This is a genomic window from Klebsiella sp. CN_Kp091 (assembly GCF_040065095.1).
Taxonomy (GTDB): domain Bacteria; phylum Pseudomonadota; class Gammaproteobacteria; order Enterobacterales; family Enterobacteriaceae; genus Klebsiella; species Klebsiella aerogenes.
In genome coordinates, this window is record NZ_JBEAIO010000049.1 from 501,761 (window position 1) to 515,242 (window position 13,482).

At 56.9% G+C, this 13,482-nt stretch carries 13 protein-coding genes and 1 riboswitch; of the genes, 9 read left to right on the forward strand and 4 right to left on the reverse strand.

The window, feature by feature from the left end; all coding sequences use genetic code 11:
* Positions 1–50: 50 nt before the first annotated feature.
* Positions 51–154, forward strand: a riboswitch (TPP riboswitch).
* 66 nt (positions 155–220) lie between these two features.
* From tenA to ABLV17_RS23045, 6 genes are all read left to right on the forward strand, one after another.
* Entirely contained in the window at positions 221–916 is a 696-nt protein-coding gene (gene tenA / locus ABLV17_RS23020; RefSeq protein WP_308959048.1) for a thiaminase II, read from the forward strand.
* Positions 913–1,638, forward strand: a complete 726-nt coding sequence (locus ABLV17_RS23025) for an ABC transporter ATP-binding protein (RefSeq protein WP_213316106.1) — start codon at positions 913–915, stop codon at positions 1,636–1,638. The genes tenA and ABLV17_RS23025 overlap by 4 nt, the downstream gene beginning before the upstream one ends.
* Positions 1,635–2,375, forward strand: coding sequence for an ABC transporter permease (locus tag ABLV17_RS23030; RefSeq protein ID WP_308959049.1), 741 nt, complete (start codon positions 1,635–1,637; stop codon positions 2,373–2,375). Before ABLV17_RS23025 ends, ABLV17_RS23030 begins: the two co-directional genes overlap by 4 nt.
* Positions 2,376–2,402: 27 nt before the next feature.
* Positions 2,403–3,332 (forward strand): ABC transporter substrate-binding protein, encoded by a 930-nt coding sequence (locus tag ABLV17_RS23035; protein WP_308959050.1) that lies wholly within the window; start codon positions 2,403–2,405, stop codon positions 3,330–3,332.
* A gap of 308 nt (positions 3,333–3,640) precedes the next feature.
* Entirely contained in the window at positions 3,641–5,026 is a 1,386-nt protein-coding gene (locus ABLV17_RS23040; RefSeq protein WP_015366536.1) for a diaminobutyrate--2-oxoglutarate transaminase, read from the forward strand.
* Between the two features lie 9 nt (positions 5,027–5,035).
* A complete protein-coding gene (locus ABLV17_RS23045) occupies positions 5,036–6,517 on the forward strand; it encodes an aspartate aminotransferase family protein (protein ID WP_308959051.1) in 1,482 nt (493 codons plus the stop codon).
* A 67-nt stretch (positions 6,518–6,584) separates the two neighbouring features.
* Here ABLV17_RS23045 and ABLV17_RS23050 read toward each other — a convergent pair whose 3' ends face one another.
* From ABLV17_RS23050 to ABLV17_RS23065, 4 genes are all read right to left on the reverse strand, one after another.
* Entirely contained in the window at positions 6,585–7,775 is a 1,191-nt protein-coding gene (locus tag ABLV17_RS23050) for a cytochrome c biogenesis protein DipZ (protein WP_348854687.1), read from the reverse strand.
* Between the two features lie 88 nt (positions 7,776–7,863).
* Positions 7,864–9,216, reverse strand: coding sequence for an ATP-binding protein (locus ABLV17_RS23055; RefSeq protein WP_308959067.1), 1,353 nt, complete (start codon positions 9,214–9,216; stop codon positions 7,864–7,866).
* Entirely contained in the window at positions 9,216–9,953 is a 738-nt protein-coding gene (locus ABLV17_RS23060) for a response regulator (RefSeq protein WP_213316112.1), read from the reverse strand. The genes ABLV17_RS23055 and ABLV17_RS23060 overlap by 1 nt, the downstream gene beginning before the upstream one ends.
* Positions 9,954–10,039: 86 nt before the next feature.
* Positions 10,040–11,032 carry an alpha/beta hydrolase gene (locus ABLV17_RS23065; RefSeq protein WP_308959066.1) on the reverse strand — a complete coding sequence of 331 codons (993 nt, stop codon included), beginning with the start codon at positions 11,030–11,032 and terminating at the stop codon, positions 10,040–10,042.
* 247 nt (positions 11,033–11,279) lie between these two features.
* On the opposite strand from ABLV17_RS23065, the gene ABLV17_RS23070 reads away from it, so the two are divergent.
* From ABLV17_RS23070 to pqqB, 3 genes are all read left to right on the forward strand, one after another.
* The gene (locus ABLV17_RS23070) at positions 11,280–12,299 is read left to right on the forward strand and encodes a dipeptidase (RefSeq protein ID WP_348854688.1); all 1,020 of its coding nucleotides are present in this window, start codon (positions 11,280–11,282) and stop codon (positions 12,297–12,299) included.
* Between the two features lie 138 nt (positions 12,300–12,437).
* Positions 12,438–12,509: a pyrroloquinoline quinone precursor peptide PqqA gene (gene pqqA / locus ABLV17_RS23075; protein WP_002905689.1), complete on the forward strand. Its 72-nt coding sequence runs from the start codon at positions 12,438–12,440 to the stop codon at positions 12,507–12,509.
* 54 nt (positions 12,510–12,563) lie between these two features.
* The gene (pqqB, locus tag ABLV17_RS23080; RefSeq protein WP_113373334.1) at positions 12,564–13,481 is read left to right on the forward strand and encodes a pyrroloquinoline quinone biosynthesis protein PqqB; all 918 of its coding nucleotides are present in this window, start codon (positions 12,564–12,566) and stop codon (positions 13,479–13,481) included.
* The last annotated feature ends 1 nt before the right edge of the window (position 13,482 follow it).

Below are 13,482 nucleotides of genomic sequence, written 5' to 3' on the forward strand. Positions count from 1 at the left end.
ATTTTTTACCTTGCCGCCGTTGTAATCAAAAAGTGAATGACGTATAACATGTCGCAACCGAGGGGTGTCCCGTGAGGGCTGAGATGGCGTAAAAGCCGAACCCTTTGAACCTGATCTGGGTCATGCCAGCGAAGGGACGGGTCGGCATGTTCGCCAGTTTTCAGTTTTGCCTGTTCACACTTCTGCACGCCCGGATCTCCCCCTATTTTCAGGAGGTCCCATGATGATTCCCGCTTTTACCCAAGATCTTTACGGCCGACTGCGCGAGCAGGCCGGTGGCGAATGGCAACGCTACGTGTCGCACCCTTTCCTCCAGCAATTAGCCGCGGGTACGCTGCCGCAGGCAGCCTTTCGTCATTATTTAACCCAGGATTATCTGTTCCTGATCCATTTCGCCCGCAGCTATGCCCTGCTGGTCAGCAAACTTCGCACGTTGCCGGAGATGCGCGCCGCCGCCGCCTCGATGAATGCCATCCTTGCTGAGCTACCGCTACATGTAGGCTATTGCGAGCAATGGGGGTTGAGCGAAGACGCTATGGCCCTGCAAAGCGAAGCGATGGAAACCTTCAACTACACCCGCTACGTACTGGATATCGGCCACTCCGGCGACGCGTTGGATCTACTGGCGGCGCTGCTTCCCTGCGTCGCGGGCTATGCGGAGATCGGGCTTGGTCTGCTGCACAACCCACAAACCAACTTGCACGATAACCCCTACGCGCCGTGGATCCGCAATTACGGCGACGAGAGCTATCTTCACGGCGTCAACGCGGCGATCGACCTGCTGGAAACGCTCTGGCAACAGCGCGGCGCGGAATCCCGGTTAGCCGGACTGAGCGACATATTCACTACCGCTACCCGGCTGGAAGGTAATTTCTGGCAGATGGGACTGAACGCCGCCGGGCAGGACCAGGGGTGATGGCGCCAGGTATTCACATTCGCGATTTATGTCTGCGCTTTGGCACCCGGACCCTCTTTCGCGATCTCTCCTTTGATATTGCCGCCGGGCAATGGGTATCGCTGCTGGGGGCCAGCGGCGCGGGCAAAACCAGCCTGTTGCGTATTATCGCCGGGCTGGCGGCGCCAACCCGCGGAACCGTCGTCGCCAGCGATGGCCTTCCTGTTACCACACGACTGGCGTGGATGGGGCAAAAAGATCTGCTCTATCCGTGGCTTAACGTGCGGGAAAATGTCGCCCTCGGCGCCAGGCTGCGCGGTGAGAAGGCCGATAACGCGCGGGTAAACGAGCTTCTTGAGCTGGTCGGGCTGGCCTCCTGCGCTGATGAACGCCCGGCCGCGCTGTCCGGTGGGATGCGCCAGCGCGCGGCGTTGGCGCGCACCCTTTATGAAGATCGCCCCATTGTGCTGATGGATGAACCGTTTTCCGCTCTCGATACCCTCACCCGCACACGCATTCAGACCCTGGCCGCGCGCTTACTGACCGGACGTACCGTGGTGCTCATCACTCATGACCCGATGGAAGCCTGCCGCCTCAGCCATCGTCTGCTGGTACTCTCGCCTGATGGTGAAATTGATGATAGCCATCATTTAAGTGGCGTCCCGCCTCGCGTTCCGGATGATGGCGCGCTGTTGGCAAGTCAGGCGCAGCTGCTGCAGCAATTGATGAGGGCGAACGGATGAGGGGCAAGTTACTGCGCGGAGCTGGGGTATTTTGCGGATTGTTGTTGCTCTGGCAACTGGCGAGCTACAGCGGCATTCCCGCCTTTTTGTTGCCTTCTCCGGCGGCGGTCGCTGAAGCGCTGTGGAACAACCGCAGCTATCTGGCCAGCCACACTCTGGTCACCCTAAGCGAAATTCTCAGCGGAATGGCGCTCGGCGTCGCGCTCGGTATGGTGCTGGCGCTCTGTATGACCATGTCGCCGCGATTACAACGCTGGTTGATGCCGCTGGTACTGACCAGCCAGGCCATTCCGGTATTCGCCCTCGCCCCGCTACTGGTGCTGTGGTTTGGTTTTGGTATGAGCGCCAAGGTCATGATGGCGGTGCTGGTTATCTTCTTCCCCGTTACCTCGGCTTTCTTTGACGGTCTGCAACGGGTCAATCGCGACTATCTCGATCTGGCCCGCACCATGGGCGCCTCCTTTGGCGCTCAGTTGCGCCATGTTCGACTGATGGCGGCGCTACCCGCGCTCGGTTCCGGCCTGCGGATGGCCGCCGCCGTCGCCCCCATTGGCGCGATTATCGGTGAATGGGTCGGCTCCGCAGAGGGGCTTGGCTACGTAATGCTGAATGCCAATGCTCGCCTGCAAACCGATATCTGCTTCGCCGCATTGTTTATTTTAGTGCTGCTGACCATCGCGCTGTGGTTGGCGGTCGACGCCTTTTTGCACCGGCTGATCAATTGGTCGCCGGAATAACTTATCAACAGATAATAAGGAAGAGATATGCGTAAACCTCTGTTGGCCGGCCTCACTCTGCTGGTCTGCGGCCAGGCATCGGCAAATGAAAAGTTGACCCTGGTGCTGGACTGGTACATCAACCCGGATCATGCGCCCATTATGGTGGCGCAACAGATTGGCGCCTTTCGGGATGCCGGGCTGGATGTCAATATCATCCCCCCTTCCGACCCGGCGCTCCCTCCGCGTCTGGTTGCCGCTCGCCAGGCGGATTTAGCGATAACCTATCAACCGCAGGTTCACTTCTTCGCCGATGAAGGACTGCCGCTGGTTCGCGTCGGGACGCTGATCCATTCGCCGCTGAATACCGTGATTGCGCTGGATCCGCGCATCAAATCTCCGGCCGATCTGCAAGGGAAAAAAGTGGGATACTCGGTGAGCGGTATTGAACAAGCGACACTGGCCACCATGGCGCAGCACGCCAACATCGACCCTAACAGCATTAAACTGATCAACGTTAATTTCCAGCTCACCAGCGCTCTGCTGGCCGGCCAGGTCGATGCTGTTATCGGCGGTTATCGCAATATCGAAGCGCTGGAACTCAAACTGCAGGGCAAAAGACCGGTGGTCATGAATGTGGAAGACTATGGCGTGCCCGCTTACGACGAACTGGTGATCGTGGCAAACAAAGCCGAGGTCAACGCCCCTAAAATCAAAAAATTCCTCGACGCATTACAGCAGGGAGTGAGCTATTTGCGCGCGCATCCGCAACAAACCTGGCAGCGATTTGCCAAAGCGCATCCGGAACTCAATACCGAACTGAACCAGCAGGCGTGGTTGCAGAGCGTGCCGCTGTTCGCCACCGATCCGGCAGCGTTAGATAAGCCGCGCTACGACGCGTATGAACAATTTTTATATAACAATAAGTTGGTGAAAAAAGTAACACCTTTAGCAAATTATGCGATCGAACTGCGTTAAGTAACCATAAAACTGACGGAAGTATTTCCGTCAGTCATTCAGCGAAGCGGTAATAAAAATATATAGACTTTCTCACTAATAATTACACTTTCCATGGTTTTAAAAACAATCGCAATTTAGCTTTTAAAATCAGCTAATTATATTGACATCCCTGTATGTAATAATCGCGTCAAAATAGCGCCATAAATTAAAGATTGAATGCGGATTTAAAAAGCCATATATTGTGCGCGCTTTATGAATGCCGATTCAATTTTCTAAACCTTTTTATTCAACCAGAGTTCAAACGTAACGCTGGTTGTGGGAGTGATATGATGACGGATAAAGTCCGTATTGATACTTTAAGTGCAGATTTATTGGACGCGAACAACGAAACCTTTTTGGCTCGTCAGGCTGAATTCGAATCGAATGTCAGGAGTTACCCTCGCAAGTTACCGCTCGCCATCACCAAAGCCGAAGGCGTTTGGCTGACCGATGCGGACAACAAACAGTACCTGGACTGCCTCGCCGGCGCCGGGACCCTCGCTCTGGGCCATAACCATCCTGAAGTACTGCAGAGCATCCAAAGTGTCATTACCAGCGGCTTGCCGTTACATACCCTCGATCTGACAACACCGTTAAAAGATCGCTTTTCTGAATACCTGCTCTCCTGCCTGCCGGGCGAAGGGAAAGAGTATTGCCTGCAGTTCACCGGTCCTTCCGGCGCTGACGCCGTTGAAGCCGCGCTGAAGCTGGCGAAAAAATACACCGGCCGTACGGCGGTGATCAGCTTCTCCGGCGGTTATCACGGGATGACCCACGGCGCGCTGTCTGTGACCGGTAATCTGTCGCCAAAAGCCGCGGTCAACGGCATGATGCCGGAAGTCCAGTTTATGCCTTATCCGCACCTGTATCGTTGCCCGCTGGGCATCGGCGGCGAAGCGGGCGTGAAGGCATTGACCTATTACTTCGAAAACCTGATCAACGACGTGGAAAGCGGCGTTCGTAAACCTGCTGCGGTCATCCTTGAAGCCGTACAGGGCGAAGGCGGCGTGAACCCGGCGCCGGTTGAGTGGCTGCAGCGCATCCGCAAAGTCACCAAAGAGCACGGCATTCTGCTGATCATCGATGAAGTTCAGGCAGGCTTTGCCCGTACCGGTAAATTCTTCGCCTTCGAACACGCCGGCATCGAGCCGGACATCATCGTGATGTCGAAAGCCGTCGGCGGTGGTCTGCCAATGGCGGTTCTGGGCATTAAGAAAGAGTTCGATGCCTGGGAACCTGGCCATCATACCGGCACCTTCCGCGGCAACCAGCTGGCGATGGCCACCGGCCTGACCACCCTGCGCCACCTGCGTGATAACAAGATTGCCGACAAAGTCGCCGCCCAGGGCGAGTGGCTGAAAGGCAAACTGGCGGAAATGCAGAAACGCTATCCGGTTATCGGTCACGTGCGCGGCCTCGGTCTGATGATCGGTATCGAAATCGTGAAGCCGAACGAGGCGCAGGATCATATGGGTTGCTACCCGGCTGACGGCGAACTCTCCGCGCTACTGCAGAAGAAATGCTTCGAAGCGGGCCTGATCCTGGAACGCGGTGGCCGTCACGGTTGCGTACTGCGTCTGCTGCCGTCCCTGCTGATTAGCGACGCGGAGCTGGAAGTGTTCCTCGATAAGTTTGAACAGGCCCTGCTGGCCGCCGGCGTAAAACCGGTCTGAGTGGAGTAAGTGACCGCAATGTCCAAATTGAATCCGATTCTGGCTGGGTCCGCGGCAAGCATTGACGCTTACCAGCAGGTCATTTCCCAGGCCAGCCAGGCGGTTGCGCAGTGGCTGCAACAACCTGAAATGTATCAGGGGAAAAGCGTTGATGAACTCCGTGAGCGCATCACCCTTGATTTTAACGAACAGGGTCTGGGCAACCAGGCGGCGATTGAACGTGCGATCGAGTACTTCCTGAAAGACAGCCTGTCGGTGCACCATCCGCAGTGCGTGGCGCACCTGCACTGCCCAAGCCTGGTTATCAGCCAGGCGGCGGAAGTGCTGATCAACGCCACCAACCAGAGCATGGACTCCTGGGATCAGAGCCCTTCAGCCACCATCATTGAGATGAAGCTGATCGAGTGGCTGCGCGACCAGGTTGGTTATCCGGCTGGCGATGCCGGCGTCTTCACCAGCGGCGGTACCCAGAGTAACCTGATGGGCCTGATGCTGGCGCGCGACGCCTTCTTTGCCCGTCAGGGGCATTCCATCCAGCAGGATGGTATTCCGGGCGACATTCGTCAGTACAAAGTACTGTGCTCGGAAAACGCCCACTTCTCGGTGCAGAAGAACATGGCGCTGATGGGGCTTGGCTATCGCTCGGTCACGTTGGTGAAAACCGATGAATTCGCCCGTATGGACGTCACCGACCTGAAGGCGAAGATTGCGCAAGCGCAGGCCAACGGCGAGCAGATCATGGCCATCGTCGCCACCGCCGGTACCACCGACGCGGGCGCGATTGACCCGCTGCGTGATATCGCCGGTATCGCGGCGGAGCACCAGATCTGGCTGCACGTTGATGCCGCGTGGGGCGGCGCGCTGCTGCTCTCCGAGCAGTATCGCGATTACCTCGACGGCCTGGAGTTAGTGGATTCAGTAACCCTGGACTTCCATAAGCAGTTCTTCCAGACCATTAGCTGCGGCGCCTTCCTGCTGAAAGAGGCTCGCCACTACGAGCTGATGCGCTATCAGGCGGCCTATCTGAACTCCGAGTTTGATGAAGAACACGGCGTTCCGAACCTGGTCTCCAAATCGCTGCAGACCACCCGCCGCTTCGATGCGCTGAAGCTGTGGATGGGGCTTGAGGCACTGGGCAAGAAACAGTACGCTTCCATCATCGATCATGGCGTGACGATGGCGAAAAACGTCGCGGAATTCGTGAAGTCTCAGCCAACGCTGGAGCTGGTCATGCAGCCGCAGCTGGCAAGCGTGCTGTTCCGCTCACGTCCGGCGCAAATGGCTGGTAGTGATACCGCCGCGATCGCCCTGCTCAACCAGCGCGTGGGCGACGCCCTGCTGGAATCCGGCCGCGCCAACGTCGGCGTGACCGAGCATAACGGCGTAACCTGCCTGAAGCTGACGCTGCTCAACCCGGTGGTGACGCTGGACGATGTGAAGGTCTTGCTGAGCCTCGTTGAACGCACCGCCCAGGAACTGCTGGCGAAATAAGACGCTGCCGATTAGCGAGTGTCCTGCAAAGCCGATAACTGCTGTTATCGGCTTTTTTATTTCCTCCTCACGTCCGCGCTTCGCGCAGCAGTTGTTGGATCACCTGCTCCTGACGGGCATAATCACCTTCGCCAAAGGCGGTATAACGCAGTTGTCCCCGCGCGTCGAAGAAATAATGCGCCGGCCAGTACTGATTACCAAACGCATTCCAGATGGCGTAGTTGTTATCTGCGACAACCGGATAGTTTAGCTGCCGCTGGCTGACCGCTTCACGAAGCTGCGGCAACGACCGTTCCCACGGATATTCCGGCGTATGTACGCCAATCACCACCAGCCCCGCATCGCGATACTTATTGGCCCACGCCCGTACATAAGGCAGCGTATGCTGACAGTTGATGCAATCGCGGGTCCAAAAATCAATCAGCACCACCTTGCCCTTTAACGCCGCATTGGTAAGGGGTGGGCTATTAATCCATGCGGTACCGCCTTGCAATTCCGGCATAGCGCTGGTTGGCCGCGGCGCAACGATCGGCTCCAGCCGAACTCGTTGTTGATCCTGGGGCATAAACGCGCTGAGCCGCTGCTCCAGACGATGGGTTAAACCGCTGGCGCCCTGCAGATAACGATCGCTACCGCTGGCGATTAATGCCACTGCGGCCAACATTGCCACGCCAGCCAGTTGGCGTAACCGCCCACTTATCACCTGGCCACCGCGCAAACGGGAAATCAGCCGCGCGCCGAACCACCCCAATAGCAGCAACATCAGCGCGCATCCGCTGGCATAGGAAAGCAGCAAGATACCGGTAGTCACTGAATTTCCTTGCAACAACGCCAGGCTAAATATCGCCCCCAGCACCGGTCCCGCGCACGGCGCCCAAAGTAGTCCAATCGCCAGTCCGGCGAACACTGAAGCGAGACCACTGCCATAACGATAGCTCTGTTGGTTAAGTTGATTACCCAGCGCCACCGCTGGCGATCCGAGCCAGCCTGCAACGCGTGATGACAGCAAACTGATAGCCACAACGACCAAAAAGCCCAGCGCCAGCCAACGCCCGACGATGGTCAGATTGACTAACCATCCCCCTGCCGCCGTGGCCAGCAGCGATACAGCGGTAAACATCAATCCCATACCGAACAACAACAGGATGAGTTGTCCCTTACGCCCGCGAACGCTGGCAAACACCAGCGGGATCACCGGTAAGGTACAGGGGCTAAGCAGCGTCAACATACCGGCCAAAAATGCAATCACAACAGCCATGATCATTCTCCTTCGCAACGTTGCCGAAGTGGCAACGTCAGCATTACAACAGGCGATTGTATGGCGGATATGTCCGCGAAACGGCGGTTTAGTATAGGGATTTGTCTGCAGTTGGAATGGATACAGAAGGATACAAAACGGCGGCATTGAGACGTACGCGCGCCTCAAGACCGCCCTGTTGCATATTGTGCAGGGTCAAACTTCCCTGCATCTGCCCGGCGAGCTGGGCGGCGATTGCCAGCCCCAAACCGGTACCGCCGGTATCGCGATTACGTGACTGCTCGAGGCGATAGAACGGCTGCAGTACGGCGGTGAGCTCTCCTTCCGGGATGCCGGGGCCGTCATCAACAACGTGAATGATAACATCGCCATTCGGCGGATAACTCAGGCTGATTTCCACCTTTTCGGCGTATTTCAGCCCATTATCGATTAAGTTACTCATGATCCGCCGCAGCGCCTGCGGCTGAAGCGTCATGACGTCCGCCCCTTTACCGGCACGAAAACTGACCGCTTTACCGATATCGGCATAATCACAGGCGATGCTATCCAGTAACGCATTAAGACTCATCCGCTGCGGCGCTTCTGCCAGTGGTTCGGCCGCTCGTGCCAGCGCGATGCCTTCGCGAACCAGTCGGGTCATGCTATCGAGATCCTGTAACAGCTTATCGCGGAGTGCCGGTTGATCGGCCATCTCGACCCTTAGCTTCATGCGGGTAATCGGCGTCTGCAAATCGTGGGAGATCGCCGCCAGGATCCGCGCGCGATCCTGCAAATGGTCCTGTATTCGCTTTTGCATCGCGTTGAAGGCGCGCGCCGCGCGCTGCACCTCTTGTGGTCCCTTCTCGGCCAGCGGCCCTGCAGCCGGAGTAGCCGGTTGCAGCGTATCAATGGCGCGGGTAAAGCGGGTCATCGGCGCGACCACCTGGCGGACGGCGTACCAGGCGCAAAATAGCAGTAACAGAAACTGCGCGACCAGCACCAGCGGTAGCCAACGTGCGATGGCCGGCAGCTTTGGCCACAGGTCAATGCTGAGCGGCGCGCCGTCGCGCAGGGTCACGTGGGCCTGAATATGTTCGCGCGGTCCAGGGACGGCGATAATACTCACAGGATAGCGACCGCTCAGGGCTTCCTGTAACGAGCGTACCGCATCGCGGGTACGCCAGCTGGTGGGATAATCGCCAGTTTGTCCGGCTGAAAGCTGATAGCGGTAGTTACCGCGCGCCAGACGCGCCAACCAATGCGGCCGTTCTTGCGCAGGAAGACGATCAAGGATAGCCACGCTGGTGGCGACATCGTATTCAAGGTTGCCCAGCATGACGCTACGGGCACTGCTCATGCGCTCGTAGAGCAGAAGCGATAGCGTCAGGGCATTAGCGAGCAGCAGAGCGAGAAAAATCATTATCATTAAGCGCGACTGCAATGACGCCGGCCACACTTTCATTATCGCGCCTCGCGGATCGACACCGGCACTGACAGCACATAACCCTCGCTGCGCACGGTTTTGATATAGGCGGGCTCACGCGCGTCCTCCCGCAGGCGCTGACGCAGGCGGCTCACCAACAGATCGATAGACCGTTCAAACAGTTCGGCATCACGCCCCTGGGTAAGATTCAATAACTGATCGCGGTTGAGCACCCGTTGAGGATGATCAAGAAACACCCGCAGCAGGCGATATTCCGCCCCGCTTAGCGCCACAATTGTGCCACTCTCGTCCAATAGATGCCGCGCCGAGGTATCGAGCTGCCAGTCGCCAAAAGCGATAAGCCTGCCGGCTTCGCTGATTTGTAAATTGGGGGGAAGCGCGCGGGCGCGGCGTAAGATGGCTTTGATCCGCGCCAGTAGCTCCCGCGCCACGAAGGGTTTCACCAGATAATCGTCGGCCCCCATCTCGAGACCAAGTATACGGTCGCTATCTTCGCTACGCGCGGTCAACATCAGCACCGGGATATCCTGTTGGTCATCATTGCGCAACTGGCGACAAAGGGTTAAACCATCATCGCCGGGCAGCATGATATCGAGGACAATCAGATCGATTTGATGGTTTTTAAGTACAGACCACATCGCTTTGCCATTCGCTGCGCCGCTGGCGCGATAGCCCGATTTCTCCAGATACCCAACGATCAGTTCGCGGATATCGCGGTCGTCATCGACAACCAGGATGTGGTCAATACGTTCCAAAGGCGGCTCCTGCGGAAAAATAAGCTCATGAAAAGCATATGCGGCTTTTCCGCAAGCGCAACTCTGCGCTTGCGGCGCGGTGAGGCTTATAAGCGATCGGCATCAATAACCGCCTGAACAAATTCCGCTGGCGCCTCCTGCGGCGGGTTATGTCCCACTGCGCCTTTGAAATCCCGATGCTCATATTTACCAGTGAATTTCGCCCGATAGCTATCCGGCGCCGGATGCGGCGCGCCATTGTTTTCCCCCTCGATGGTAATCGTGGGTACGCTAATCGCCGGCAGTTTCGCGAGTCGCTGTTCGTAGGCCGCATATTTCGCTTCACCCTGCTCCAACCCCAGGCGCCAGCGGTAGTTGCTGATGGTGACGGCAACGTGATCCGGGTTATCCAGCGCTTTCGCGCTATTGGCGAACGTGGCCTCCGTGAATGTCCACCGCGGCGAAGCCTGATGCCAGATAAATTTGGCAAAGTCATAGGTATTTTGCCGGTAGCCCGCCTCGCCGCGCGGGGTGGCAAAGTAGAATTGATACCACCACGACAGTTCCGCCTGAGGCGGTAACGGCTTCTCGCCAATTTGCTGGCTGCTAATCAGATACCCGCTCACCGATACCAGCGACTTAACCCGCTGCGGCCAGAGCGCCGCGACGATATCCGCTGTACGCGCGCCCCAGTCAAAGCCGGCGAAATCCGCTTGCTTAATATTTAGCGCATCCATCAGATGCACAATATCCGCCGCCATCGCCGATGGCTGACCGTTACGCGGCGTTTTTTCCGACAGGAATCGGGTGGAGCCGTAGCCGCGCAGATACGGCACGATGACCCGGTAACCCTTCTGCGCCAGCGCCGGGGCCACCTGCGCGTAGCTTTGAATATCGTACGGCCAGCCGTGCAGCAAAATTATCGCCTGGCCATCGCGTGGCCCCATATCGACATAACCGATATTCAAATCGCCGGCGTTGATTTGTTGCACCTTGTCGAAAGCGCCTGCGTCTTCAGCAGCGCACACGCTGGCGGACCACAGCGCGGAGAGACACAGCGCCGCAGCGCTGACATGACGGATTGCGGATAAGCTGTTCATCCTCATTTCACCTTTTATCTGGAAGCGTTAAGCGAGTACGTGAACAGTTAATCAGGCCTGTGTATCCAGCATATGTGGGATTTATCGTGTTTTTGCATCGCCATGTATGAGGTTTGCCGATTGATACAGTGTGATACAAACGCCAGCTTTGGCGATTGTTGCTAAGTTGTGAATTTCCACTTGCCGCAGCGAACAAATCAGTTACCGTGTCAGGCATTTCCAGTACAACCAGCAGAGGGAGCGCGCTATGGCGATTTTTGATGGTCACAATGACCTGCTGCTCAATTTATGGCTTCACCATCGCGAGGATCCTGCAACCGCTTTCTTTGCCGGGATTGAGAACGGTCATCTCGACTATCCGCGCATGCAGCGAGGCGGATTTGCCGGCGGGCTGTTCGCGCTATTCGTGCCGCCGCAGGAATATATTGCCCGTATGGCGCCGCAACACGCCAACCAACGGTGGGATCCGATCGATATCCTCTGGCAGCAGCTGGCCATTCTGAAGCAACTTGTCGCGCAGTCCGCTGGACGCGTGAGATTGTGTCTGAGCGCGGCGGATATCGAACGCTGCCGCCAGGATAATGTACTGGCGATGGTGGCGCATATTGAGGGCGCCGGGGGTTTTGATGGCGAGGGCCGCGACCTGCAGGCCTTTTATGCCGCCGGGGTACGCAGCATTGGTCCGTTCTGGAATATTGCAAACCGCTTCGGCAGCGGCGTTAACGGTTCGTTTCCCGGTAGCCCGGACACTGGACCTGGACTGACAGCGGCAGGTATCTTTCTGATTAAGCAGGCCAATGCCTTGAAGATGCAGATTGACGTGTCTCATATGAATGAAAAAGCGTTCTGGGATACCGCCCATCACTCGACGTCTCCGCTGGTCGCCACCCACTCTAATGCCCATGCGCTATGCCCGCAGCCGCGTAATCTTACCGATGAACAACTGCTGGCGATTCGCGACAGCGGCGGCGTGGTCGGCGTCAATTTTGGCAACGCTTTCCTGCGCGCTGACGGCAAACGCGATAGCGATACCCCATTGCGTACCATCGTTCACCATATCGACTATCTTATTAACATCATGGGCGACGATCACGTGGCGCTGGGATCCGATTTTGACGGCATCACGCTACCGGACGAATTGGACGACGTCAGCGGTTTACCACGGCTAATCAATGCATTGCGCGATAGCGGTTATGAACAATTGGTGCTGGATAAACTGCTGTGGGGTAACTGGCAAAGAGTATTAAAAAATGTTTGGCAACAATAGGTTATATTGTAAACATAAGGTTAAATACTTACATGTTGCCGGTTGACCTTTATCCCCCTGAGGGGCAATATTTGATTGCCATCACAAAACCGACACAACCGACGATGTTGATGTCGCATTTTTATAGAGGAAAAAACAATGTGGAAGAAACCTGCTTTTATTGATTTACGTCTGGGTCTGGAAGTTACGCTGTACATTTCCAACCGCTAATCGCTCCGCCCGCCGTCCGTGCGGGCATTTTGTTTTTTTATCTGGTCCGTCTTCATGTTTATAAAAGTCCTCGGTTCCGCCGCTGGCGGAGGCTTTCCCCAGTGGAATTGTAACTGCGCCAACTGTCAGGGTCTGCGCAATGGCACGATTCAGGCCACCGCCCGTACTCAGTCTTCCATTATCGTGAGTGATAACGGTAAAGAGTGGGTGCTGTGTAACGCCTCTCCCGATATCAGCCAGCAGATTGCCCATACGCCAGAGTTAAATAAACAAGGCGTTCTGCGCGGCACGCATATTGGCGGCATTATCCTTACCGATAGCCAGATTGACCATACTACTGGACTACTGAGCCTGCGCGAAGGCTGCCCCCATCAGGTCTGGTGCACGCCGGAGGTACATGAGGATCTCAGCACGGGTTTTCCCATTTTTACCATGTTACGGCACTGGAACGGCGGCCTGATTCACCATCCTGTGACCCCGTTGAATCGCTTTACCGTTGACGCCTGTCCCGACCTGCAGTTTACCGCCGTCCCCATCGCCAGCAATGCGCCGCCCTACTCGCCGTTTCGCGATAGGCCGCTGCCGGGCCATAACGTGGCGCTGTTTATCGAAAACCGCCGTAACGGCCAGACGCTGTTCTATGCACCGGGGCTTGGCGAACCGGATGAAGCGCTCTTGCCGTGGCTGAAAAAAGCGGACTGCCTGCTGATTGACGGCACCGTCTGGCAGGATGACGAACTGCAGGCTGCCGGCGTCGGACGCAATACCGGTCGTGATATGGGCCACCTGGCGCTTGGCGATGAACACGGCATGATGGCGCTGCTGGCCTCACTCCCGGCAAAGCGCAAAATTCTGATTCATATCAATAACACTAATCCGATCCTTAACGAGCAATCGCCGCAGCGCAAGGCCCTGACGCAACAGGGAATTGAGGTGAGCTGGGACGGGATGCCTATCACGCTTCAGGACTAAC

What these genes read in the sequence shown, in the direction of transcription:
- ABLV17_RS23040 (WP_015366536.1), top strand. Translation starts at nt 3,641, where the DNA reads ATGATGACGGATAAAGTCCGTATTGATACTTTAAGTGCAGATTTATTG.
- ABLV17_RS23055 (WP_308959067.1), bottom strand. Translation starts at nt 9,216, where the DNA reads ATGAAAGTGTGGCCGGCGTCATTGCAGTCGCGCTTAATGATAATGATT.
- ABLV17_RS23035 (WP_308959050.1), top strand. Translation starts at nt 2,403, where the DNA reads ATGCGTAAACCTCTGTTGGCCGGCCTCACTCTGCTGGTCTGCGGCCAG.
- tenA (WP_308959048.1), top strand. Translation starts at nt 221, where the DNA reads ATGATGATTCCCGCTTTTACCCAAGATCTTTACGGCCGACTGCGCGAG.
- ABLV17_RS23050 (WP_348854687.1), bottom strand. Translation starts at nt 7,775, where the DNA reads ATGGCTGTTGTGATTGCATTTTTGGCCGGTATGTTGACGCTGCTTAGC.
- pqqB (WP_113373334.1), top strand. Translation starts at nt 12,564, where the DNA reads ATGTTTATAAAAGTCCTCGGTTCCGCCGCTGGCGGAGGCTTTCCCCAG.
- ABLV17_RS23030 (WP_308959049.1), top strand. Translation starts at nt 1,635, where the DNA reads ATGAGGGGCAAGTTACTGCGCGGAGCTGGGGTATTTTGCGGATTGTTG.
- ABLV17_RS23065 (WP_308959066.1), bottom strand. Translation starts at nt 11,032, where the DNA reads ATGAACAGCTTATCCGCAATCCGTCATGTCAGCGCTGCGGCGCTGTGT.
- ABLV17_RS23070 (WP_348854688.1), top strand. Translation starts at nt 11,280, where the DNA reads ATGGCGATTTTTGATGGTCACAATGACCTGCTGCTCAATTTATGGCTT.